The sequence below is a fragment of the Bradyrhizobium sp. URHD0069 genome (genome assembly GCF_000701345.1).
Classification (GTDB): Bacteria; Pseudomonadota; Alphaproteobacteria; order Rhizobiales; family Xanthobacteraceae; genus Bradyrhizobium.
The window spans coordinates 184,404-209,426 of record NZ_KL370775.1; the positions used below are offsets into that span (position 1 = coordinate 184,404).

The window sequence follows — 25,023 nt, forward strand, 5'->3', positions numbered from 1 at the left end:
CTGGAATATATCAACTATCAGCTGTCAACGATCGAAGAATATTTGGTATGGAGAGCGCTCAATTGCATCTCACATTGCTTAATTGCGCCCCATTGTTCGGCATTGACGCACTCGACCGGATCCGCGAACCAGCGCGAGAAGGTTCACTTCATCGCGCCGGTCACCGGATACTGCGTCGGGACAGCTGGACGGGCGTAGCCAGCAACTGGTCCAACTCAGACGAAAATGAAATCGTGACTGTTCAGGCTGCTGGCGCTGACGTTCTTTAAAAGGATCGAGTCGGTTGCCGAGACATGAACCAACGTGTCCGATCCGGATTGCGTGATCTGGAGATGGCTGTAGTCGCTGACCAGCGATTTCGCGATCTCGATCGTGTCGTGGTTGGCCGCGCTTCCAGCCACGAAGTTGTGGATCTGATCGTGCCCGTCATTGACCACGGTCGTCGATCCGGCGGACCAGAAGGTATCGTTGCCGGTACCGCCCGAAAGCGTCAAGCCGGAGCTGACCGCGGTGACATTGTGCGTGCCGTTGCTGTGGAAAAGATCGATCGCCAGCAATTTCCCGGTAGTGCCGTAAGATTCGTGCTCGACCGCGCCTGGCGATCCGGCCACTACATATTTGTAGACGTCGCTCGAACCCGAAGCATTGTTGATAATCTCCTGGGTCTTGTTGCCGACGCTGTCGTAGAGATTGGTCACCTTGCTGCCGTCGCTGTTGTTGACCTGGGTATAATCAAGTGAGCCGTCGGCGTGGGTACGGGTCACGGCGACAACCTTGCCGGTCGTATCGAGATGCTGGTGTTGCGTGGTATAGCTATGGCCGGTGATGTTGTAGGAATAGTTGTCCTGGGTATCGTCGGCGTTTGTAATAAAGGCTTTAGTCTTGATGCCGGAGGTGTAGAGCGTCGTCGAGGAGTAGCCATCCGCCTTATGCACCACCTCGCTGGTGATGGTGCCATTGGCATCGTACCAATCGGTGCTCTTGGTGCCATCATTGGTCTGAGCCAGCTTGAAGGCAAGGCTGCCGTCGCTGTGGGTGCGCACGAGCGTCGTGAGAAAGCCCGTGGCATCGTAGCTGCCATGCTCGGTCGTGTAGCTCTGCCCCGTGATGTGATAGCTAAAGACGTCCTTGCTGCCATTTGCGTGGTAGTCGGTCTCCAGCATTTTGACGCCGGTGGCGCTATAATTGTCGACCGAGCTGCTGCCGTCGCTGTTGACGACTTTGGTGTAGTCGAGCGAGCCGTCGGCATGGGTGCGGGTCACGGCGACAACCTTGCCGGTCGTATCGAGATGCTGGTGTTGCGTGGTGTAGCTCTGGCCGGTGACGTTGTAGGCGTAGTTGTCCTGGGTGTGGTCGGCGTTGGTGATATAGGCATTGGTTTTCACGCCTGAGCTGTAGAGCGTCGTCGAAGAGAAGCCATCCGCCTTCTGCACCACCTCGCTGGCGATGGTGCCATTGGCATCGTACCAATCGGTGCTCTTGGTGCCATCCTTGGTCTGAGCCAGCTTAAAGGCAAGGCTGCCGTCGCTGTGGGTGCGCACGAGCGTCGTGAGGAAGCCTGTGGCATCGTAGCTGCCGTGCTCGGTGGTGTAGGTCTGCCCCGTGATGTTGTAGGTAAAGACGTCCTTGCTGCCATTTGCGTGGTAGTCGGTCTGCAGCGTCTTGACGCCGGTGGCGTTGTAATCCTTGACCGTGCTGCTGCCGTCGCTGTTGATGACCTGGGTATAATCAAGTGAGCCGTCGGCGTGGGTACGGGTCACCGCGACAACCTTGCCGGTCGTATCGAGATGCTGGTGCTCTGTGGTGTAGCTCTGGCCGGTGACGTTGTAGGCGTAGTTGTCTTGGGTGTGGTCAGCGTTGGTGATATAGGCATTGGTCTTCACGCCTGAGCTGTAGAGCGTCGTCGAAGAGGAGCCATCTGCCTTCTGCACCACCTCGCTGGTGAGGGTGCCCTTGGCATCGTACCAGTCGGTGGTCTTGCTGCCGTCCTTGGTCTGAGCCAGTTTAAAAGCAAGGCTGCCGTCGCTGTGGGTGCGTACGAGCGTCGTGAGGAAGCCTGTGGCATCGTAGCTGCCGTGCTCGGTGGTGTAGGTCTGTCCCGTGATGCCGTAGGTAAAGACGTCCTTGCTGCCATTTGCGTGGTAGTCGGTCTGCACCATTTTGGCGCCGGTAGCGTTGTAAATGTTGACCGTACTGCTGCCGTCGCTGTTGACGACCTTGGTGTAGTCGAGCGAGCCGTCAGCATGGGTACGGGTTACGGCGACAACCTTGCCGGCCGCATCGAGATGCTGATGCTCTGTGGTGTAGCTCCGGCCGGTGATGTTGTACGAGTAGTTGTCCTGGCTGTCATCGGCGTTCCGGATATAGGCTTTGGCCTTCGCTCCGAAAGTATAGAGCGTAGTTGAGTAGAAACCATCCGACTTATGCACCACCTGGCTGGTGAGGGTGCCCGCGCCATCGAACGAGTCGGTGGTCTTGGTGCCGTCCTTGCCGACATGAAGTTCGCTGATTTTCGCACCCCCGGAATAGGAGGTGATATCCTTCGAACCATCGGTATGAATCACTGTAGTCGAGAGCGGAAGGCCGTCGCTCAAAACTGTGTTCGACGTTGATAGAAGCTGCCCGGTCGCATCGTAGATAACGGTTTTGCTCCACATCGGGGACGAGGTTGTAACCGAAAAGGAATAGCCTCCCTGAATGGCCCCGAGCGCTTTCCCATAATGGGAGATAATGTAGCTCATCGTCGATTGAGAGGCGACCGGCAACGTGTGCGTATCCGTCAGCGTGATCGTGTCGAGCGTGGTCGACGCATTGAGAGCCGAAAGCTGCGCGACAATATCGACGGCCGTTCCGCTGACATCGGGCGGGAAGGTGGTTCCGGGAACTGTCGTGGTCGCCGGCGCGTCGATCTCGATGATGACCGGATGATCGCTGATCGGAATGGTGATGGTGCTGACGTCAGTGTAGGTGGCGATTGCGGTCGTTCCGCTCAACGGGTCGTATACATTGACCGAGTGATGAACGCTGCCGAGATTGACGGTAACTGATTGCGTCGGATTGGTGATCTCGGTATCGGTCTTGTCATTCCAGACTTTCGGTTCGGCCCAAACGACGAGATCATAGGCGCCGTTACTTTTGCCGAGAACCATACTGTTGCCCGAAGCGGGCAGATTGTGGAAAGAATAATTTAGCGGCGTGGTCGGTTGGTGGCCGCCGTTTCCCTCATCGCTCAGGATGGTCGTCAGGTTGTGAATCGCCGTCGCCGCCAATTTGGGCGTTCCGTCGGAATTGAACAGGCCGAAATTATTCTCGGGATGCGTGTCGCTGCTGCTCGAGTTCCGGTCCAGCAACTCGTACAGATAAGTGGTGCCGACTCCAGCCTTGTAGGCGTCGACCAAGGTGTTGAGGATCGATTTCGCCTGAACATTTTGATTGACGCCGAGATACGGCGTGTCTGACTGCGTCGTATAGCCGGTCTCCGTGATGACGAAGGGCTTGCCTGGGCCCGCGGAACTCACGGCGCTAAGAGATTCCGCGAGAGAACGTTCAGGGTTAGTGCCCGTGCTTACATAGGCGTGGGCATTGGCATAGTCGGATGAGCCCGACAGATCTCCAAGCTGGGCGTAGTCCGCGAGATCATTGTAGCCGAGCGAGAGATTGTAGACGGAAATGCCGGATAAAGCGGCGTCACCCTTCACGGCTTGATAGAAGGCGCTCTGGAACTGCGCGGCAGCGGAGAGGCTCGAGCTGCCGTTGTAGCTGAAGTGCTGGATGTTTGCCTCGTTGAGCCCCTCGAGCGCGATGATGCTGCCTGGATGACTGGCCTGAAACTTTTCCAGGGTCACCAGATACTGCTGCAGACCGCTAGCGCCCGAAGAGGGCAGCCCGGAGGAAACGATGAAATCGAATTTGTAGCCCGCCGACGCCAGTCCATCGACAACAGGTTGCGCGCCGGGACTGGTGGCGATCGAATCACGCAGCTTGGTCACGCCAAGGTACTTAAGGTTCTCCTCCATGAGCGCGAGGTTATTATACCCGCCCCAAGCATATCCCGCGTGAGTATTGACTCCGATGGAACCAACGAAGGAATTTGCGGACAGGATGGTTTGATCGACGGCAGATGTTGTCATAGCTCACTCAAGTTTGGAGGAGTGGATTTTTCGCTACGTTGTAGTTGTAGCTTTCAATTTTCTACTTTGCGTTTTAGATTCGGATAAAAATCGAAACAACCGACCGTTGATTCAAGTTTCCTTCGTTTGGAAAATGGTCGTCGTCGTTTTCTCCGCGCGACGTCGTTCGTGTATGAGCACAATGGCGCGAGGAAGGCGCTTTCACTTCTAACCACAAGATTATCGCGTCTGCCGAAAATGCGCGCACATTGCCGGCGATGTAGGCGGAACAACGATGACTCTCGAACATCTCCTTCAATTCATCGCGTTGAACTTGCCGCAGGCTTGTCACATTCGGATCATCAGCGTCTTCGTCACGTGCGGCGGACAGCAAGATAGAGATTGGACTCTCGTTTTGCTGATTGCGCTTTTTCACCAAGAATCAAGCGCCATGATACGAGCGCGCAATCATCAAGGCCGCTTGCGGGGTCGCTCGTCCCGTAAGAATACGTACGTATTCTTACGGACTGCAGATCGCTCGGCGCGATTGGGATCTGAGGCGCGAGCAGGTATCTGGCAGACACCGGCTGCTCGAAAAGAATCGCTCGTGAAAGACGAATGCGATCTGATCAACTCAATTGCAACGGCGTCGCCGCTGAAGGTGAGCGAGCGTCGGCGGTGCCGCCGGGGTGCGTCTTGTCAGACGGTGCTGAAAGGTTGAAAAATTACAATACAAACTGGATCAAGGTCGTATGACTCGGTAACGCCGGACACGACGACGCTAGAATGGCGCGGTAAAGCAACAACTGCTGCGCTATGCCGTTCGCTGCTCGCGAGATTTGCTCGTTACGGATTTGATCCCGCGGACCCGCTCGTCAGCGAACGACCACCACACAATCGCAATGGCGAGGGCCATGCAGGAAAGAAAACCTGCTGCGAAAGCGACAAATGCAATCTGTAAAACGCTCATATTGGTCTTCTCCGTCTCCCTCATTCCTGCTCTTGGCCAGTTTGGGCGCCTTCAGCCCAAGAAGCACAAAACGTGACCCCGAGGCGGCAAATTGGGCAACTCTGCGAGGATCTTTTTCGTTCGTCGTTAACATCGACGGATTTGTGCAATGACCACAAGGGTTTGCGGTATGACGGCAATTGAATGAGACGTGATTGTTGCAAGAATTGCTGCTATCTTCGGTGCCGCTGGGGGAGCACCATTGACCACTGTATTTTACGCATTGTCGGGCTGGCTGCTGTTTAACGTTGTTTTTGCGGTAGCCATGTATTTCAGGCCAACCCGCAAACCAGCAATTGGCCCCGCCGATAGCTCGGAAACACGCTCAGATGTGCGGCCCCAACTTTCGAAAGCCGGGGACGGAATAGTTGACGCCGCCGCGAGCGCGCCGGACGCACAAAAAAAGATCGCGCGGCCGGCGATATTGAGCAGGGTGTTGTTCTTCGGCTTCTGGCTCAACGATCACCGTCATTCGGCGTGAATCGTCGATAATCATTCGTCGACAGGCGGAAGGTTGAGTAACTTTAGTCAATCGCGCCGTGCCAGCATCAAAAAATTGCCCCACCAGGCGATAAGTGCCGTTGCAATCGCCGAAAGAGCAATCTTGCCAAGGAGCCAGACCAGCGGCTGGGAAGGGGCGATGGAGAGCGATGCAATCAAGATGGCCGCGATAGTCGCCGCCGTCACGAGGCGCCATCGCGGGATCGCGCCGAAGCGAATCGTCGGACCGCTGTCCAAGAGGATGACGATCGCAGTTGCAATTGATGCCCCTGCGACCACGCCGGAAGGCGATAGGCCGACGGCTACCGCAACCGTCGAGAAGACGGAAATAACCCCCAATTGACACGCCGCGACAACAACCAGCCTGGTCGCCGACTTCTGCAGATGCGGGATGATCGCGAGCGTTGCCTGCAGATGCGTGTGAAGGAAATAGAATATGGCCACCGTCGGCGCCACGGCCAGGAAGCTCGCTAGAATTTCGTGCGGCACGAAAATGCGGCCCGCATCGGGTAGAAAGCCGATCAGCCCGCCCAACATCACGACGGTTGCACAAATGACGAAATCGAACAGCCGTGCAGTCGACTGTTTTGCTTCTCCATTGGTGCCGTGCTCGAAACGACCGACGACCTCCGGATAATTTACCGTATGAATCGCTGCTATGAGCACCCAGAAGGGTCGCTGAAGCAGATCGAGTGCCATCGAGAAGCCAGCGCCTGCTTCTGCCACACCCAAACGGCTGATGACTATGAACCGGATCATCACCGGCACCGAAAGATGAATGACAGAAGCGCTGGCGGCGAGCATGCCGTAGCGGCAGAAATTCGTCCAGTCCGCCAGCATCGTTCGGCGAGGCACTCTTCGCAACGGTGTGCGATGCGCGATCAAGCCGGCAACGAACGCTGTTGCGTGCCCGGCGGCGATGCCAAAGAGCGTCGCTTCGGTGGTTCCATAGAGGCCCGCACCGGAGACGGCGCCGACGAGCAAAAGGCTGGCCCGCAAGATCAGCAGGAGTGCCGCCGTGCCTAGCCGGTCCGAGAGGCGGACCACCATAAAATACATATCGGTGATTCCCTGAAGCACCGCCACCGCTAGCCCGAGAACAACGACATTCGGCGCAAACGTACTAGCCAGCGAAGCTGCACTGCCTACTGAAATCAAAACCAAGGCGCTCAGCAATCCCGCGGCGAACAGCGACCAACGCAATCGTGCCGCGTCGTCTCCTTTTGCCGCTGCCAGGAAACGGAGCCCCGCAAGTTGCAGCCATTCGAACATGAACACGCAGAGAAGCTGGCTTGAAGCAAGCGCGAGCGAGAAACTGGTGTAGTCGGCCGAGGGCAGGATATGACTGATCGCAAAGATCAGTACGATTGCCGCTGCACTCTGATAGATGTAGCTGACAATTGCAAAAAAACGTATCATCTCGAACGATAGTCGCGTCGCTGGAGACGCCAGAATGTGGCAAGAGCCGCATTGCGTCCTCTCAGAGAAATCACGGCGCTACTCCGCGATTGGGCAGACGTTCGAACAGCTTTCGATACTCGGCAACGACGTCGGAAAAAGTCCATTTGTTCGTGCTGTTTGCCAGGCGATAGCTGATGTCGGATATCTGCTGCGGGTTTGCCGCGATCTCAAGAATACTCTTCGCCAGCGACTTTGGATCGGCTGCAGTGATCCACCCTGTTTTGCCGTGCTCGATCACTTCCGGCATGCCGCCGAAGTGAGTTCCGAGGATCGGCTTGCCGGCGGCGCTTGCATCGGCCACAACGAGAGGACCGGGGTCGTCCCAGATAGACGGTGCGACCACGACGTCGATTTGTCTATAAAAGTCATCGGGTGCAATGAAACCCAGAAATTCAATGCGCGCGTCCGGGGCCATGGCTTTCAGGCGCTGTTGCTCGGTATCGCTTGCGCGACCTGCGATCAGAAGTCGAACTTTTTTGCGTGGCACGTCGGCCACCGCTTGAACCAGATTGTCGACGCCTTTTTCTTCCGTCAGCCGGCCGATAAACCCGAACGTGACTTCGGTGTCGGAGCAGATGCGGGGGTGGGGCTCGAGGGTTGCAGTCGAGGCGTTGCGGATGACAGTGCGCACGGGCACATCGGTGAACAGACCGAGCGCAACGTGAATGTCGAGAATGCGCCGGCTCACGCCAACAACGGCGCTCAACCAATGGCTGGCTCGCTTGCGGTTAATTGTCAGGATGCCGCAGCTCAGACAGGTTCGCTCGCAGACGTGACCTTTCGAGAAGCGTGAACATCGTGGGCAGACCAGGTAGTAATCGTGAAGCGTATGAACGACCGGGACGCCATGTTCGGCGGCTGCCTTCCAGATTGCAGTAGTCAATCCCGACAGATTGTTCGAATGCAGGACATCCGGCTTGAAGGTGCGGATGCGCTCCGAAACCATTGGCGCCGTGCGCTGCCAGTCTTCGATCGCATGCCAGATGCCGCGCATCCCGGCATTTCTCTGTTCTGTGAACGGCGGATAGATGTTCTGCACCGGTGCGGAATAGACGTTGATTCCGTTGCATTCTTCCTGCGGCTGGTCAGGTTTGGACGCAGCACGGATCACCTCCACGCTGTCGCCATTTTCCCGCAGGCTTTCGGCGAACCGGCGGGCGAATATCTCCGCCCCGCCGACGAGCAGCGGCGCTTCCGGTGTTGGGTAAATTGAAGACGTTAAAAGGACTTTCATCTGGTCGGTCTCGTCCCGGGGTTAAGGGCGCCCGACTCTGTCAGCTGCCGCCGCGGCGGTCGCCCCTCGTACAAGCGTTCGATCATTTTGGCGGCTTACCTGGCCGGTCGCATTTCAAGATCGGGGGCAGCGTCGCCGTCAGCGGTTATTAGGAGGGGTGTGCTCGAGACAGCCATCCAGGTTCCCGAGGCCGGTCTGGAAGACCCGTCGCACGGATGTTGGAAGGTCACGTTTGGCAAATCGCTTTTCAGCCGCACTTCGTAACGTCGGGCCGGATCTTCCGACCACACTGCGGCCTTGCCGCCGGTGGCGGTCACACTCTTGATTAAAACGACATCCTTCGAAAGTCTTGTCCGGTCCGCCCCAAGACTGGAGCGGATGAAGGCCCAAGCGTCGCGAACCGCGCAAGCCGCCGGTTTGGGAGAATTATCGAACCGAAAAAGGCCGAAATTGTCCTCAAGCTCGGATGGATTCGTGCCGCTGTCCTTGAGTTCGTATAACCAAAATCCCTTGAGCCAGGACGAAGCGGTCGATGCCCACAGAATCAATTGCGCCATATTGTCAGCTTCGGTCTGTTCATTCACTCCGCACTTGGCCGTTGCAGTAGGCCAGCCTGTCTCTGTCACATAAATCGGAAAGTCCGGATTTCCACTCGCTTGAGCGACGAGGCGATGAAAGCTGTCCAGCCGCTCGATGACTTCCGCGGCGGAGCGTTTGGCAGGTGCCATGCAGAAATTGTAAAGATGGACCGAAATGCCGTCGGCAAATTTTAATACTCCGAGTTGAAGGATGCTTTGCGTCCATCGCCAGCCCGGATCATCGCCGATGGCGCCGACTATGAACGGAGCGTTCGGCAGCACACGCTTTACCGCCGGCTGCGTTACCTTTGCCAAGGCTAGATAGTTCTCCGCAGAAAAGGCCGGGTTCTGCCGAGCAGCAATATTCCATTCGTTCCATAGTTCAAAAATTGGGCGCTGGGCCGAAACGGACTGCGCAGCCGCAGTTGCGTAGTTTGCAAAACGCTGCCGAGCCTCATCCGTCGTCGGCGGATTGGAATTCGGGACGAGATGGTGGCCGAATGCGAGAATCAGAACTGGTCGTGCGACCCCGGATTTGATTTGCGTCTCTAGTCTTCCCAAAAGTGTCGTGAAGCCCGGTGGGCGTCCAGGCAACTCGAAATCCGACCAGGGAAAATCATCGCGGAACGCGGTTAAACCGAGTTCTTTGATCTGCTTTATATTGACTGCGGGGACATAACCGCGCTTGCTGACGACGCCGCCCAAGCCTTGGTGCGTTCCCACTCCCAGCAGAAACCGATCCTCCAGCGGCCGCGCATTCTGAGCTTGTGCCGAATGCAGAAAAAGGCTGACGGCAACCCCGGGTGCGACAATCCAGTATCTGCGGCCGCACAAGCCGAGTATTTTCGCAAACGCGCTCATTTTATCCAACAACGCTGGAGGGTCCGTTCGGGCGTCTGGAAGATCTACCTCTCCGTCATGGTTGGATTTAGGCAATGCATCGCCGGCAAGGCCTATCTTGCAGCGGTCGAACTGATGAGATCCGCGTTGACCGCCGCCGAATTGAGCAGCAAGGGCCGCGATCGGGATTCGCAGGGCGCGTTGGAAAAAAGCCGGCTCATCAAAATCTGTCGCGATCGTCTTCATTTTGGTCACGTACCGCTTGCTAGTGTCCGAGCCCTACCTCCCTGGTTTGTTTTGATATAGGCGACATCCGTCTTCCGATCTTTAACGGCGGCGCTCCGATGTCCGTTACGGAGCAACTCGAACGGTCGATGATTGTCTGGAGTAGAAAACCGTCGCGCCGATGTTGGACGCATTGGTGGTGACCGCAGTCAACGGGTTCATGAGCTTGATGAATTCGGTTGACGGCGCCTCCGCAGCAACAAGCAGGTCATGATCGCGCATCTTGAAGGTGTTCGCGAGGAACATTCCGTCAGGCTTGCTCATGTCGAATTTGTAAACCGCGGGCGCCGTCTGAGTGGGAAACTGCGAGACGTCGATGCCGACACTTTCCAGGAGGGGTTTTGGCTCAAATCGGTAAACATAAAACGACCTGGAGTCGGCGCGGGTTGGATCCAATCCGCCGGCCTTTGCCAATGCTTCGGAAAGCGACATCTCGTCGTTGTCGAATGGGAAACGACGGTTGTTGATGCCGCCGACGGAACCAGGAGAGGGCGTTGATCCAAACACCATGAAGACGCGCGGCACCCGTGCCAGGAAGACGACGTCGCCTGGCGCCAGCAGGATATCCTCACCCGGCCGACGCACCACGCTCGACATCGATTGCTCGTAGGTACGGCCGGCCCGGTTGATGGTGATCTTGGTTTCATAAGCGGGATATTTCGGGCCGCCCCCGCGCGCAATCGCCGCCATCAGGCGAATCCCGCCCGGATCGATGGGAAAGCGTATAGGCGCATTGACTTCGCCCAGTACGTTAACCTGATGGCCGCGCTGTTCCGCGACCGAGACAACGACCTGCGGATCGATCGCTCGATCCTTGAGACGTTCGTGGATGATGGTTGAGACGGCGCGTGGGGTCAGACCGGCTATCTTGATGGAGCCGGCGTAGGGAATATTGATGTTGCCCGACTGGTCGACCTGCTGGCGCGGGATGTCGACGAAATTTCCAGGACGCACGCTCGCTTCACGCGGAATGAATAGGCCGCCCGCCTGCGCCTCATATACCGTAACGTTTACAATGTCGCCGACGCCGATCGTCACGTTGCGATAGTTGCCGCCAGGTATCCGGGAAAACGATAAGCCGGGAGCGTCGGTGATGGAATTTGTGGCGCGAAGCACGTCCGCATTGATGGGCATCAACGCATACGGAAGCGGAGCAGATGGCGCGGAAACCAACGCGGCGTTGGCATTTACCGAAATGGCATTGGGCGCGTCCTGGGGTGTGAAACCTGCACATCCCGCGATCGTCGTCGCTAGGGCGAGAAACGCCAAATAGCGCGTCAGGCCGCCAAAGGATTTTTTCCCCACGGAAAATCTACCAACTCGCTGAAATGTCACGTTTCCCGATTCCCTTTCGGCACGCCCGCACCAGTGACACCCCCAAGTTCAACCGTAGCAGTGACACGAACTGAGAGTCACCACTGTCTGTTGCGATGCATTCGGTAAATCGACCGATGTGACTATAGTGCAACGATTTCCCCGATTGCGTCTTTAACTGGATGGAACCGCCCGGGGATGTTAGAGCGCGGCGACTTTGGCGGGTTCCCGTCGGCCGTGCTCATTTACCTCGCAATAAAGGTCGTTAAGCAGCTGGTGAGTTCTTTTCACGTCATATAGGCGTCTGAACCGGTCGTATCCGTTTCGTCCCGTCGCCGGCAGATCGAGCTGCCTTGCTCGTTGAATGGCCGCGACCAGCGACGCCACCGATACGGGGCTGCCTAAAATGCCGGTCACACCGTCTTCGACAATTTCCGGCAAAGCGCCGACGCGAAACGCAACAATCGGCTTGGCGGCACGCATGGCTTCCAGCGCGACCAGACCGAATGCCTCCCAGCGGGATGGGATCACCACGAGATCGGCTGCCTGCAAATGCGCCTCGATCTGAGGCCGATCCATCCAACCCAACAAGGTGACGTTCGAAGGAAGTTCCAGGTCTTCGCGTTTGCCGATCACGGAAGAACCGATGACCTGGACGTCGACCGCCTCACTGAGATGACGAGCCGTTTCGACCAGCAGGTCGTAGCCTTTCTGCCGGTCCAGGCGGCCAATGAAAAGAACCCGCGTCTTGCGCGATGTCCAGGCAATTGAATTGGTGCGGGGCGACGGTCGATCGGCCGAGATTCCATTGTGCACAAGGACTAGCCGCTCGCGAGCGATCCCTGCGTTGATCGCCTGCTGCTGCTCGTCAGAGGAAATGCAGATGATTCGGTCGGTGATCCTTGCCAGCAGATATTCCACCAGTTTGGTCGTCTGATGACTGAGACGTGACGTCTCGCGCGCGAAGGCCCAGCCGTGCGGACAATAGACCACCTGCGGTCTGCCGCGCGTCAACAACAAAAGGGGACGTATGACCAGGCCCGCAAATGTCGAGTGGATATGAACAATATCCGGTCGGACGCGGCGAATTTGCCGGAGCGTCACGATAGCCATTCGAAAGAGACCCGGAAGACTTCGGCCCGCGCGTTTGAACACCGAGACTTCCGTTTCGTCGAAGCCGACGAGATCATCCCGATGATCCGACGGAACGATATAATGCACGTTGTCGCGGCCGTAGCTGGCGCGCTGATGGGCGCAAAGCTCATTGAAATAAGTAGCTATCCCGCCGCGAATAGTCTCGGCGACATGGAGCACTCTCAATGCTCCGGCATTTTCACTCAACATGGGAAATATATCCGGTCAGGTCCTATTCGCAGGTGCGGCAACCTCGCGTACTCATGGAGCAATATTTAGACCGGAACTTTTCGCCCGGTATTGGTTCCTAACTTGTTGTTTCTCCGAAAAATTGTAGCAGCGCCTGTGCCGACTTGCGCCATGAAAATGCCGCGATGCGTTCTGCTTGTTTCCTCCGTTCCTCCTCGGAAATTCTGCCAGCTGCCAATCTTTCGAGCATGCGTTGACTTAGTTCCTCGGCGTCGAGCGGATTAAAATAGGCCGCCGCATCGGCACAAGTTTCCCTGACCGCGTCGGCAGTCGAGGCGATGACCGGACAACCGAATATCATTGCCTCCAGGGGAGGCACCCCAAAACCCTCATAAAGACTGGGGAAGACAAATGCCATCGCGCCCGCATAGAGCGCTGCGATCTCTGCGTCAGTCAGTCGCCCGGTTAGAATCACACCATTGTCGGCGCCCTTGCTGCCTCCCCGAAACACCTTGCTGTTGTCGCCGCCAACAACGACGAGTGGAACTTCCGGTCGCTTCAGTCGCTTTGCAGCCTCGATCGCAAGCGAGATATTCTTGTTTTTGTTCATGGAACCGACCGAAAGAAAAAAGCGAAAAGGCGTCAGCCCCAGTCGGTCGATGATCCCGAACTCCGGAACGATCGCAGCAAAATGTTCAGCGCTGTTTGCAAAAACCGGAACCAGTGCCGGCGGCAACCGCAATACCGATGCGAGCTCGCGACGCGAGAATTGTGAAACCGTAGCAATCGTTGCCTTGCGTGCTAGAAGATAGCCTAGCGTGCGATGCGCAGCCAAATAGGTCCAGTGGAAGAATTCGGGTTTGCGAAAGACCTGAGCATCGTGGATGACCACGACATGATCATTGTGAAGCACGGGCCCGGAATTCGCGAGGCTAATGAGGCGTCCATTCGCCGAGGCTCGCGCCAGGTCGATCTGGTCCCAAGCATGCCCGGTCCGCCGTCCGATTTTTCGAACTTCGATCCGCTGGAGATCCAGGAAGAACTTGGCATCGGGTGAAACCAAAAGTTGCCACTCGGCACCAAGCAGCTCCCGCGGCACCTCACCCGAGGCCAGCAGTTGATCAACAGCCTTGACCATTTCGGCGGCGTAGCGCTGAACACCGGTCATCGATTGTGAGAGAAATCGACCGTTGATAAATATCTTTAAAGGCAATCCTCTTTGAGATGACATCAGATCTGGCAGCCTAGAATTTGAGCAGCATCGGGGATCTGATGCAATTCGGCGTGCCTCTCGTCAAACGAATTTCTCGTCAGCACCGACATGGGAACCTCATGATCGTCTCGCTCAGCGCTCCCGCATCCGCGAATTTGCCCGGCCGTCATCGTTAATCCAGATTAAATACGAGGCATCGCGCAACATCATCTGACTTTTCGCGTCACTGCAAAAGCTTCGAAATGAATTTAGAGCTGCGAAACGAATTTTCTGTTGATGTGATTGCGAACGTGCAGGCCGCAAAACTACGGGAACGGACAAACGCCGCATTCTCCATGCAATGAAAGTACGGGCGAGTTTTCCAGATCAAATTCGGTCTTTGATCGCGTGTGGGTATTTGCAGGAGGCAATCGGTTCGATGAAAGTTAGCGCTGTTCTCACTGCCGGGCTGAAATCATGCGTGCCGGCTGTCGCGACGACCGTCATTTTCAGCTTTTTCATCAATCTTCTTGCCTTCACCAGCCCTCTCTACATGTTGCAAATCTATGACAGGGTGATTGGAAGTCGCAGCGAAACGACGTTGCTCGGCATCACGCTGCTCGTTGGTTATCTTTTGATCATTAACGCGTTGCTGGAGATGCTGCGCTCGCGCCTCATGGTGCAGGCAAGTCAAGTGGTCGACAGCAAGCTCGCAGGCGCGGTGTTCGATGCCACACATTCGGCCGGTTTGCGTTTCCCGCGCCTTGCTCAGGGCCAATCGCTGCGCGATCTGGACTCGGTTCGCGAATTCATCGGGGGTCCGGCGCTGATCGCGCTATGTGACCTGCCGTGGATGCCGATCTTCATTGCTGCTTGTTTCATCCTCCATCCATGGTTTGGAGCCATCGCCATTGGCGGTGCACTAGTGATTCTGGCGTTGACGCTTGCGAGCGAACTCGCGACGACGCGCCAGCTCGGCCTTGCATCCAAGTCGTCCGCCGCCGCCACGCAGAAAGCGGTATCTGCGCTCCGCAACGCCGAAGTCATTCAAGCTATGGGCATGCTTGGCGTATTGCGTGAGGAGTGGCTTGAGCGGCGCAACGAGGTGCTGGGTTCGCAGGCCGCGGCCGGCGGCCGATCCGGACTTATCGCTGCCGCCTCCAAATTCGTGCGCATGTTTTTGCAGACCATGATTCTGGGGTTGGGCGCCTATCTCGCGATCCACGGTCAGATCTCGCCGGGAATGATCATTGCGGCTTCGATTTTCGTCGGACGCGCGCTCGCCCCGATAGAGGGGGTCGTGGGGAACTGGAAGGGTATGACCAGTGCGCGCAACAGCTGGACGAGGTTGGTCAAGCTGTTCGTCGTGGCGGGCGAACAGAAAGAGCAAGTAGCCTTGCCGCGACCGCTTGGGCATCTGAAGCTTGTATCCGTTACGGCAGGCCCGCCGGAGCATTCGCACGCCACCCTGCATCACATCTCTTTCGAAGCCCAGCCGGGCGATGTCGTGGGTGTGGTCGGTCCGAGCGCCTCGGGAAAGTCCAGCCTGGCTCGCGTCATCACCGGCGTTTGGCCGCCATCCTCAGGACAGGTGCGGCTTGATGGGTCCGATCTTGCGCATTGGGATCCGCAGCAACTAGGTCGCCACCTCGGCTATCTGCCCCAGGATATCGAGCTTTTTTCCGGTACAGTTGCGCAGAATATCGCGCGCTTCCAACGCGTCGATAGCGAAGCGATCATCGAGACTGCCAGACTTTGCGGTTGCCACGAGATGATCCAGGCGTTGCCCGACGGTTATAACACCCATATAGGCGACGGCGGAGCTACTCTCTCCGGCGGTCAGCGCCAGCGCATCGGTCTGACGCGTGCGCTTTTTGGCTCCCCTTCACTTGTCGTTCTCGACGAGCCCAATGCGAGCCTCGACCAAAGCGGCGAAGATGCGCTGATCAATACAATCCGTCGATTTCGATCAGTCGGTTGCACGATCATCCTCATAACCCACAAGGTCAACGTGCTGGCGGTTGCGGATAAAATTCTCGTGCTGGCCAATGGCAGGATCCAAAACTATGGCTCTCGCGAAGAGGTGCTGGCTCCTCTGATCACGCCGCATCCGATCAGGGCTGCTGCGAGTTGATAAGAGGTAACGTTGTGTTCAGTTTCGGCAATTCCACTTCCCCGACTCGCGCGCAGCGCCGGACCGCGATCGCGGGTTATACGATCATCATACTCACATTCGGAGTGATGGGGGGGTGGGCTGCCGTCGCTCCGCTCAACCGGGGTGTGGTTGCTCAGGGCGTCGTGATGGTCGAAGACAATCGCAAGGTCGTGCAGCATCTCGAGGGCGGGATAGTCAACGAAATTCTCGTCAGGGAGGGCCAGGCGGTTACAGAAGGCCAGGTGTTGTTGCGGCTGTCGCCCGTGCAGGCTGGTTCAAACCTTGAAACCGTTCGCAGCCAGCTCGATAGCGAGCTGGCGTTGGAGGCTTCGCTCACGGCTGAGCTTGCGGGGCGTGACGACGTCGAATTTCCCGAGGAGTTGCTTGCGAGGCAGGCCAGCTCGCCAAATGTGACCCGCATGATTACAGACCAGAAGGTTCAGTTTGACGAACGCAAGCGTTCGCGCAACACGCAGGTCACGTTGATCGAAGCCAAAGTCCAGCAGCTCCAAACCGAAACCGAGGGCATCGCGGTCGAGAAATCGTCGACCGAAAAGCAGATCGAGTTCCTTGAAGAAGAGTTGACGGGACTTCGCTATCTGAAGGAGAAAAATCTCATTCCGGTGACGCGGGTCCTGGCGATGGAAAGGGAGCGTACGCGGCTTCAGGGCGTCGTCGGCCGCGCGGTTGCCGATACGGCAAAGGCGGCCAACGGAATGAACGAAGCGCGATTGCAAATCATGCAACTCAATCAGAAATTCCAGGAGGAAGTGTCGGCTCAACTCCTGGACACTCGCCGGAAAATCAATATGGCGAAGGAGAAGCTGCTCGTCGCGGGCGATCTGATGACGCGTCTCGAAATCAAGGCGCCGCGCTCGGGGGCCGTGCAGGGATCAAAGGTTTTCACTGTGGGACAAGTCGTTCGCGCCGGCGACTCACTTATGGAAATCGTGCCGAGCGGCCAGACGCTTGTCGTTCACGCGCAACTTCCCGTCAATTCGATCGAGCATCTCAGCGTTGGGCAAATTGCGGAAATACGTTTTCCCGCGATTCATTCACGTCGGATGCAAATGATGAGCGGCAAGCTGGCCTCGATCTCACATGATCGTCTCGTCGACGAGGCGACCAAGCAGCCTTACTTTCTCGGCCTGATAAATCTTTCGGAAGCGACGATCGATGAGCGTGCCCGCGAGAAACTTGTCGCGGGAATGCAGGCGGACGTCGTGATCGCCACCGGTGAGCGCACGGCATTGGAGTACATGATCTCGCCGCTGGCCGACGCCTTGCATAGTTCGTTCAAGGACTGATGCAGGCAACGGAATCCTGGGTCTCGAGTTTCGCGACCGATAGCGGAGCAAGAGATTGCCCCGCCAAGATGCTTGATGTGACCGGCAATTCTCCGAAACGCTGATGCCCGGCGAGTTCATCGGGTCAGGCACTGTCGGCAATGGATGCGGACTTGAAATCGGCTGGTATCTTGTGCATGGCGATACGATCGAGCTTGAGGTCGAAAAAATCGGCATTCTGAAAAACAAAGTCGAGCGTCAGGAGGCTTGAGGCTCTAAATATCCCAAGAAGGCAACAGCAATCTTGAGGAACGCATATGGCCAGACAACTGATCGACATTTCCGTGCCGCTGCAGAACGACGTGCCGGCCGATCCGCCGGGAGGACATCCGACGATCCAGTATATCGATCACCAGCAGGGCCTGCCGCGCATGCTGCAGTTCTTCGAAGGCCTCAAGGCCGAGGATTTGCCGGACGGGCAGGGCTGGGCGGTCGAGCAAGTACAGCTCTCCACCCACAACGGCACCCATCTCGACGCGCCCTGGCACTTTCACCCGACCATGAATCGCGGCGAGCGTTCGTGGACCATCGACGAAGTGCCGTTGGAATGGTGCCTGCAGCCGGGCGTCAAACTCGACTTTCGCCATTTGCCGGACGGCTATGTGGTAACCGCCAAGGATGTCGAAAACGAGCTCAAGCGCATCGGCCACGCCCTTTCGCCGCTCGAGATCGTCGTCGTCAATACCAGTGCCGGCGCCAAATACGGCCGGCAGGATTACGTCACGTCCGGCTGCGGCATGGGCTACGAGGCGACGATGTATCTGCTGGAGCGCGGCGTGCGATTGACCGGCATCGACGGCTGGAGCTGGGACGCGCCGTTCGTCCATACCGCGAAGAAATACGCCGAAACCAAGGACGCCAGCCTGATTTGGGAAGGTCACAAGGCCGGACGCCACATCGGCTATTGCCACATCGAAAAGCTGCACAACCTCGAACAACTGCCGTCGACCGGTTTTTCAGTGTCATGTTTCCCGGTGAAAATCGAACGCGCGTCGGCCGGCTGGACCCGGGCGGTGGCTATCATTGACGGGTGAGGCTGCAACCCCCGCTCGTAGAGTGCAGCGAATCGGAATTTTCAGCCTTTCGTACCAAAGAAAGGCACCGGGTGAATAGGCTCGCCTTTTTCTAGAAACTTGCCCTTTTTGGGCCACAAGCAGACCGACCAGCGCGGCAAAACGCCCCCAGAAAATCTGGCCGGGGGCTGGAATGTTTCTTGCTTTTAGCAGCTTCGACTGCATCCATTCGTCAAGATCCTCCTTTCGTAAGCAATCACGAGTGTCATAAATGAGCCAACTCATTGTCCGTGCCGGCGACTTCACGTTCCAGGCCCGTTTCGAAGAACAACTGGCGCCCAAAACCTGCGCGGCGTTTCGCAAGGCGATGCCGTTCGAGAGCCAGGCGATCCATGTGCGCTGGAGCGGCGAGGGGGTCTGGATGCCGCTCGGCGATCTCGATTTCGGGGTCTCTTACGAGAACCACACCAGCTACCCTGCGCCCGGCCAGATCATCCTGTATCCCGGTGGCATCAGCGAAACCGAAATTCTGTTGGCCTATGGCGGCGTGCACTTCGCCAGCAAGATGGGCCAGCTCGCCGGCAACCACTTCATCACATTGATTTCAAATCTTCAGAATTTGCCGGCGCTGGGTAAGACCGTGCTGTGGAAGGGTGCGCAGAAAGTCCGCTTCGAGGCCGCGTAAATGGCGCAAGCCCGATATCCGAGGGATCTCCAGGGTTACGGGCGTAACCCGCCCGATCCCTGCTGGCCCGGTGGGGCGCGGCTTGCCGTGCAATTCGTGGTCAATTTCGAAGAGGGCGGCGAGAACAACATTCTGCACGGCGATCCCGCCTCGGAGGCGTTCCTGTCGGACGTATTGGGCGCACAGCCTTGGCCGGGGCAACGCCACGTCAATATAGAAACGATGTTCGAATATGGTTCCCGCGCCGGCTTCTGGCGGCTGTGGCGGATTTTCACCGAACGCAAGCTACCAACGACTGTGTTCGGCGTGGCGACTGCGTTGAAACGAAATCCACAAGTGGTCACTGCCATGAAAGACGCCGGCTGGGATATCGCCAGCCACAGTCTGAGGTGGGTCGAACACAAGGATATGTCGGAGGCCGAGGAGCGCGCAGAGATTGCGGCCGCGATCCGAATCCACACCGAGGTCACCGGGCAACGGCCACTCGGCTGGTACACCGGGCGGTCCTCGATCAACACGGTGAAGCTGGTGATGGAAGCCGGTGGCTTCCTGTATTCCTGCGATTCCTATGCCGACGATCTGCCGTACTGGATCAAAGGACCGGCGGGGCCGCATCTGATTATTCCCTACAGCCTCGATGCCAACGACATGCGCTTCGTCAACGCGCAGGGATTCGGCGGTGGCGACCAGTTCTTTACCTATCTGAAAGACAGTTTTGACGTTCTGTATGCGGAGGGCGAAACGTCGCCGAAGATGATGTCGGTGGGCCTGCACTGCCGCGTGGTTGGCCGGCCGGGACGCGCGGCTTCGTTGATGCGATTTCTCGACTACATCATGAAACATGAACGGGTATGGGTGCCGACGCGCCTTCAAATCGCGCAGCACTGGCACGCCAATCTGTCGCATCTCGCCGTCAACGCGTTCGATATCGGATAGTGGGGGACGAATGTCGTCATTCCTCGGCGATGAGATCGTCGGCCGGATCAGCCGGCTGGCTGCAATTTCCGAAACGTCCGAGCAACTCACACGCATTTTCCTCACCGAGGAGCATCGTGCAGCCGCCGACCTCCTCCTGAGCTGGATGCGCGACGCCGGAATGCACGTGCAGTTCGATGCGATCGGAAATGTCTGCGGCCGTTACGAAGGCGAGCGTCCGGCTCTGCCGTGCCTGATGCTGGGCTCGCACTACGACAGCGTCCGCGAAGCTGGCAAATGGGACGGCCCGCTCGGGCTGATCACGGCGATTTCCTGCGTCGCCGATTTGCACAAAAGAGAACGGCGATTGCCGTTCGCGATCGAAGTGATCGGATTCGCCGACGAAGAAGGGGTGCGCTTCGCGTCCACCCTGCTGGGTAGCCGCGCGGTTGCAGGAACGTTCGACGAGCGCGTGCTCGATGCAAAGGACAACGCCGGAATTTCGATGCGCGATGCGCTTTTCCAGTTCGGTCTGGACCCTGCACATATCGGCGCGGCTGCAAGGTCCCGCAGCGAATTGCTTGCCTACATCGAACTCCACATCGAGCAGGGACCGGTGTTGGAAGCCCAGAATCTCCCCGTCGGAGTTGTGACCGCGATATCCGGCGCAACGCGGCTTGCGGCAAGTCTGACCGGCATGGCCGGCCACGCCGGCACCGTGCCGATGCTGCTGCGGCGCGATGCGCTCGCAGGCGCCGCGGAATGCATCGTCGCGATCGAGGAATTTTGCCGGACCGACCGAGGCGGATCGGTCGGGACCGTCGGATATATCCATGCGATGCCCGGTGCGACCAACGTCATTCCGGGGCAGGTATCCTTCACAATCGATCTCCGCGCCGTCTCCGACGCGCACCGCAATCTCGCGGTCGCCGATATCGTCAGAAAAATCGAAGACATCGCCAGGCGCCGCAAGCTGTTGCTGCAGGTCGATGTCACCCACGAGAACCGCACCGTGCCGTGCGCGCCGTGGCTCAAGGCTCAGGTCTCGGAGGCCATTACAGGCGAAGGCTATCGCGTGTTCGAACTGCCGAGCGGGGCCGGACATGATGGCATGGCGATGATTGATATCGCCGACGTGGCAATGGTGTTCGTACGATGCCGTGGCGGCATCAGCCATCATCCCGACGAGCATGTCGATGTGGCCGATGCCGATGCCGGCGCGCGGGTGTTGTTGAGGCTGATCGAGAATTTTCGTCCGCGCGGCACACGAGAATAATGAGTCCCGCGGTCACGTCGACCAGTTCGTCGCCGTCGAGAACCTGCCGTTGCGTCAACTTGCTGATGCGGACTCGTCCTGTGACCTCAAGCTGCCACGTCCCATAACCTGGACGAGCCTCTTATCAGGACCTTGCGTCCTCTCGGTGTGATAACGGGCAAATCGTCGCGCATCGTCGCGAGGCCGAGCGCGATGAGGTCATCGAGAACAAGTCGATTCAGGCCGCGGGATCTTGGTGCGGGCACACGAAGTGTCTTCAGCGCTTCCCATTGATTCGGCGTGAGGTCGTAGTCGAATTGCGCGTTCATGGTACCTCGAAGGCGTTGAGCTTTTCGTAGGTGGTCTTACAAGTACCGTGTGAACGGGATGCGACCACATTGCGTCGGGGTTTCGATCAGCGATCAAGCTTTTTTGAATCACTCTCCGTTTCCAATCATTGCGCGTTCAAAAACGGACGGTAACGCGGCTGTCATAACAACGTGTCAAGGGATTGTATCGACCGCCCCGAATCAGGCGGCAACGACCGTTGACGCCGTTGCTCGATTGGACAGACACGCTGGAAGTCACGAATACCCTGGAAGTTACCGTGCCACAAAAGACGCCCGGCAGCGGCGCCCGACTGGGCTTGGGTGTCGTTGTCAGCATCGCCATCGCTGCGATCGCGGTATTCGCGCTGACGCAAGCACTCAAGAACGTCGACTACGACCAAGTGTTCGCTGTTGTTGAACGCACGAACGTCGGTGTCATCGCGCTTGCCCTGATGTTGGTGGCGATCTCGTACGGTAGCTTGACGTTTTATGATCTGCTGGCGCTTCGCACCATTGGACGCAAAGACATTCCCTATCGGATTGCAGCTCTCGCGAGCTTCACCAGCTATCCGATCGCGCACGGAGTAGGGGCGGTCGCGGTGATCTCGCCGCTGATCCGCTATCGAATCTATTCGTATCATGGTCTCGGCGCGATCGGCGTGGCAAAAATCTGCTTTCTAACGGGACTGACGTTCTGGTTGGGTAACCTGACGGCGCTCGGGCTCAGCCTGCTCTATGAGCCGGGGGCTATCAGCCTGATCGATTATCTGCCGCCAGCGGTCAATCGATTGCTGGCAGGAGCGCTGCTCTGCGGGATCGTCGCTTTTCTGGTCTGGAGCTGGCTTGCCCCTCGAAGTGTCGGAACCCGGCGGTGGCCGGTACCGCTTCCGTCCGGGCCCATGGTGTTGCTGCAGATCGCGATCGGAATCGTCGATCTCGGAGCCGCGGCGCTTGCGATGTATGTGTTAATTCCAACCGGGTCGAATATCAGCGTCTTCCATCTGACCGCTGTTTTCATTGCCGCGACATTGCTCGGTTTTGCAAGCCACGCGCCGGCGGGAATCGGCGTGTTCGACGCAGCTATATTGATTGGACTTGGCGGCGAAGACCGAGAGCCACTGATCGCGGCTCTCCTGATGTTCCGCTTCCTGTATCACTTGCTGCCCTTTGTGATCTCGCTTGGCCTATTCGGCGGTATTGAAGGGTGGAGGAGTTTGCGCGCGAAGCGATAGCCGTAAAACCGCCTCTGGCATCGCAGTCGCAGCCGTCGGCCAAAACCCGGGTCAGGCCATCGGAACTTCAGACTGAATGCCCAGGCGATCTCAAGCAAACCCACCGCAACAAGTGCAAGCCACGCTCACGGCGTCCTTGCCTGCGGCGGAAGCGTCAGTACGGCACACTGTGCGTAACCACGGAAGGGACGTTCGAACTTCACATGGGCGCCAGTGGCATCAGCCATAGCCGACAGCACGCGCTCAAGATCGTCGCGCGGCGTGACATCAAACAGGGCAAGCCATCGCCGCAGCAGCGCGCGGGCGACATTCGGCAATCGCTCCAGATCCCCGAAATCCACAATGTGCAGACGACCGCCGGGCTTGAGGCGGGTTACAGCCGCCTGAAGCACCCGACGCCAATCCGGGATCATCGACAGGCTATAGGAAATCATCACGTAATCGAATGTGGGGACGCCGAACAAAGCCTGGGGATCAAACGCTGTTCCGTCGCCATGAGCGAGGCGAATTCGATCCGCCAGGCCGCGCCGTGAAATGGCAGAGATCGCGGATGTCAGCATTTCCGTCGAAACGTCGATGCCGAAGAATCGTGCCTCGGGATGCAGCCGCGCGGCCAGCACAAGGTTTCTGCCGGTTCCGCAACCGATCTCCAGCACATTTGCGCCGGCCGCCGGCCGCAAGTCGGCGATCAGCTGGTCTCGGCCGAGAAGATAATATCGCCGCGTACCGTCGTAGATGTGGCGCTGCCGGCGGTACATCCGGTTCATCCGTCGCGTGGCTTCGACCGGCCACGAGACATCTGCACCAACGTCGGACGGATAGACGGACATCCATGCACCTCATATCGCGTGTGTCGCTCATTCCCTTCTGATGTTCGCGCGACAGCGGTGTGACAGGCGGGCGCTCCCCACGAATTGATCTTCCGAAATATTGCCGAAGGAGCGGTTCCTCACATTATGTGCTTGCTATTGCGGACTGTCGCAAAACTGCAGTGACCTCGCGATACCCTCATCAAATTGTTGATTCGGGGGATGCATGAATACGCAGCTTATCGCGGACGCGGTCCGGAACAGCAGGGGCGAGGGCGAAGCCACCATTTGGGACAGGCTGTTCGCGTTCTGGTTTCGCCGGCTCGTGTACACCCAGATATGGGAGGATCCGGAAGCCGACCTCGCGGCACTTCAGCTACCGATCGGATCGACGATCGTCACCATTTCGTCCGGTGGATGCAATGCGCTGTCCTATCTCACCGCGCAGCCGGCTCAAGTGTATGCGGTCGATCTCAACGAAGCCCACCTTTCGCTGCTCAGGCTGAAGCTCGCCGGGCTTCGTGCTTTCTCAAGCTACGCCGAATTCTGGCAGTTCTTCGGCGAGGCGGCCTCGGCGTCGAACTCTGCGCTCTATCGTGAACGGCTGTGGCCGATGCTGGATGCGGACACCCGCGCATACTGGGACAAGCGCAACGTCATTGGCCGTCCGCGGCATGCCTATTTCACCGACGGCTTCTACCGCCACGGCATGCTCGGCCGCTTCATCGGCGCTGCCCATCTGGTGGCGAAAGTCGCCGGGATCGATCTCGCGGCGCTGTTGAACGGCAAAGCGGACGCTCCCGAGCGCATTCAGGCGCTGGATCGTTTGCACCGGCTGTTTCATTCGCCGTTGGCGCGGCTGATAACCGGAACGCCCGCGCTGCTGTTCAGCCTCGGTATTCCGCCGCAGCAGCGCGCCCTGCTGGGAGCAGGCGCGCCGCTCAACGAAGTGCTTTATGAGCGGCTGTTGCGCCTGATCAATGATCACCCCAATGAAACAAATTATTTTGCCTGGCAGGCGCTGCATCGCAGCTATCCCGGTCCCGGCGATCGCTGTCTCCCGCCGTATCTGCAGCGCAGCCAGTTCGGACGCATGCGCAACGGCGCGGGATTGATCATTCCGGTCCACGCCAATCTGCGCCTGTTTCTGGAAAGCCTTCCGGCACGCGAGGTCGATGCCGTGGTGCTGCTGGACTCGCAGGACTGGATGGCGCCGGAGGAAATCCGTGCGCTTTGGAACGTCATCGATCGTACCGGCAGCGACAACGTTCGCGTGATCTTTCGCACGGCCGGCACGGAATCTCCCTTGGAAAACGCGGAACTTGCGCCGTTGCGGCAAATCTGGTGTCGCGACGCGGAACGAAGCGCGATCGGTTTCGCGCGGGACCGATCGGGAATTTACGGCGGATTCCACTGTTACGAACGGCGCTGATTGATG

The 25,023-nt window shown here is 58.1% G+C and carries 19 protein-coding genes and 1 pseudogene; 9 read left to right on the forward strand and 11 right to left on the reverse strand.

The features are described from left to right. Positions 1-215: 215 nt before the first annotated feature. From N554_RS0131470 to N554_RS0131515, 9 genes are all read right to left on the reverse strand, one after another. A complete protein-coding gene (locus N554_RS0131470; protein ID WP_029587066.1) occupies positions 216-4,130 on the reverse strand; it encodes an RHS repeat protein in 3,915 nt (1,304 codons plus the stop codon). A gap of 73 nt (positions 4,131-4,203) precedes the next feature. Continuing rightward, a complete protein-coding gene (locus N554_RS0131475) occupies positions 4,204-4,545 on the reverse strand; it encodes a hypothetical protein (protein WP_029587067.1) in 342 nt (113 codons plus the stop codon). A gap of 789 nt (positions 4,546-5,334) precedes the next feature. After that, complete coding sequence (locus tag N554_RS40630; RefSeq protein ID WP_156042218.1) at positions 5,335-5,577, reverse strand: hypothetical protein; 243 nt, start codon at positions 5,575-5,577, stop codon at positions 5,335-5,337. 69 nt (positions 5,578-5,646) lie between these two features. Continuing rightward, positions 5,647-6,459, reverse strand: a complete 813-nt coding sequence (locus tag N554_RS43275) for a hypothetical protein (RefSeq protein WP_371259541.1) — start codon at positions 6,457-6,459, stop codon at positions 5,647-5,649. A 649-nt stretch (positions 6,460-7,108) separates the two neighbouring features. Beyond that, entirely contained in the window at positions 7,109-8,314 is a 1,206-nt protein-coding gene (locus N554_RS0131495) for a glycosyltransferase family 4 protein (RefSeq protein WP_029587071.1), read from the reverse strand. A gap of 95 nt (positions 8,315-8,409) precedes the next feature. Then, entirely contained in the window at positions 8,410-9,978 is a 1,569-nt protein-coding gene (locus tag N554_RS0131500; RefSeq protein WP_245283775.1) for a glycoside hydrolase family 5 protein, read from the reverse strand. Positions 9,979-10,083: 105 nt separating this feature from the next. Next, positions 10,084-11,322 (reverse strand): polysaccharide biosynthesis/export family protein, encoded by a 1,239-nt coding sequence (locus tag N554_RS0131505; RefSeq protein WP_029587073.1) that lies wholly within the window; start codon positions 11,320-11,322, stop codon positions 10,084-10,086. A gap of 210 nt (positions 11,323-11,532) precedes the next feature. Next, on the reverse strand, positions 11,533-12,675 hold the full coding sequence (locus tag N554_RS0131510) for a glycosyltransferase (protein WP_029587074.1): 1,143 nt from the start codon (positions 12,673-12,675) through the stop codon (positions 11,533-11,535). A gap of 97 nt (positions 12,676-12,772) precedes the next feature. Further along, positions 12,773-13,885: a glycosyltransferase family 4 protein gene (locus N554_RS0131515; RefSeq protein WP_029587075.1), complete on the reverse strand. Its 1,113-nt coding sequence runs from the start codon at positions 13,883-13,885 to the stop codon at positions 12,773-12,775. Positions 13,886-14,285: 400 nt separating this feature from the next. Between N554_RS0131515 and N554_RS0131525 the strand changes: the two genes are divergently transcribed. The 7 genes and pseudogenes from N554_RS0131525 to N554_RS0131555 all read left to right on the forward strand — a co-directional run bounded on the left by N554_RS0131525 (position 14,286) and on the right by N554_RS0131555 (position 21,236). Beyond that, positions 14,286-15,980, forward strand: coding sequence for a type I secretion system permease/ATPase (locus N554_RS0131525; RefSeq protein ID WP_197033823.1), 1,695 nt, complete (start codon positions 14,286-14,288; stop codon positions 15,978-15,980). Positions 15,981-15,994: 14 nt separating this feature from the next. Further along, positions 15,995-17,308, forward strand: coding sequence for an HlyD family type I secretion periplasmic adaptor subunit (locus N554_RS0131530; RefSeq protein WP_036054794.1), 1,314 nt, complete (start codon positions 15,995-15,997; stop codon positions 17,306-17,308). A gap of 94 nt (positions 17,309-17,402) precedes the next feature. Continuing rightward, positions 17,403-17,558, forward strand: a pseudogene (locus tag N554_RS39265) (fumarylacetoacetate hydrolase family protein); the annotation flags it as partial. A gap of 46 nt (positions 17,559-17,604) precedes the next feature. Continuing rightward, the gene (locus N554_RS0131540; RefSeq protein ID WP_029587078.1) at positions 17,605-18,381 is read left to right on the forward strand and encodes a cyclase family protein; all 777 of its coding nucleotides are present in this window, start codon (positions 17,605-17,607) and stop codon (positions 18,379-18,381) included. A gap of 250 nt (positions 18,382-18,631) precedes the next feature. Further along, on the forward strand, positions 18,632-19,045 hold the full coding sequence (locus tag N554_RS0131545; RefSeq protein ID WP_029587079.1) for a DUF3830 family protein: 414 nt from the start codon (positions 18,632-18,634) through the stop codon (positions 19,043-19,045). Then, positions 19,046-19,981 (forward strand): allantoinase PuuE, encoded by a 936-nt coding sequence (gene puuE / locus N554_RS0131550; RefSeq protein WP_029587080.1) that lies wholly within the window; start codon positions 19,046-19,048, stop codon positions 19,979-19,981. It abuts the gene before it with no gap. Between the two features lie 10 nt (positions 19,982-19,991). Then, a complete protein-coding gene (locus tag N554_RS0131555; protein ID WP_029587081.1) occupies positions 19,992-21,236 on the forward strand; it encodes an allantoate amidohydrolase in 1,245 nt (414 codons plus the stop codon). Between the two features lie 86 nt (positions 21,237-21,322). On the opposite strand, the gene N554_RS39270 is transcribed toward N554_RS0131555, so the two are convergent. Beyond that, entirely contained in the window at positions 21,323-21,544 is a 222-nt protein-coding gene (locus N554_RS39270; RefSeq protein ID WP_029587082.1) for a hypothetical protein, read from the reverse strand. Between the two features lie 278 nt (positions 21,545-21,822). Between N554_RS39270 and N554_RS0131565 the strand changes: the two genes are divergently transcribed. Continuing rightward, positions 21,823-22,776: a lysylphosphatidylglycerol synthase transmembrane domain-containing protein gene (locus N554_RS0131565; RefSeq protein WP_245283776.1), complete on the forward strand. Its 954-nt coding sequence runs from the start codon at positions 21,823-21,825 to the stop codon at positions 22,774-22,776. Between the two features lie 125 nt (positions 22,777-22,901). On the opposite strand, the gene N554_RS0131570 is transcribed toward N554_RS0131565, so the two are convergent. Next, the gene (locus N554_RS0131570; RefSeq protein ID WP_029587084.1) at positions 22,902-23,606 is read right to left on the reverse strand and encodes a class I SAM-dependent methyltransferase; all 705 of its coding nucleotides are present in this window, start codon (positions 23,604-23,606) and stop codon (positions 22,902-22,904) included. Positions 23,607-23,811: 205 nt separating this feature from the next. Here N554_RS0131570 and N554_RS0131575 point away from each other — a divergent pair, with 205 nt between their 5' ends. Then, a complete protein-coding gene (locus tag N554_RS0131575; RefSeq protein ID WP_029587085.1) occupies positions 23,812-25,017 on the forward strand; it encodes a BtaA family protein in 1,206 nt (401 codons plus the stop codon). The last annotated feature ends 6 nt before the right edge of the window (positions 25,018-25,023 follow it).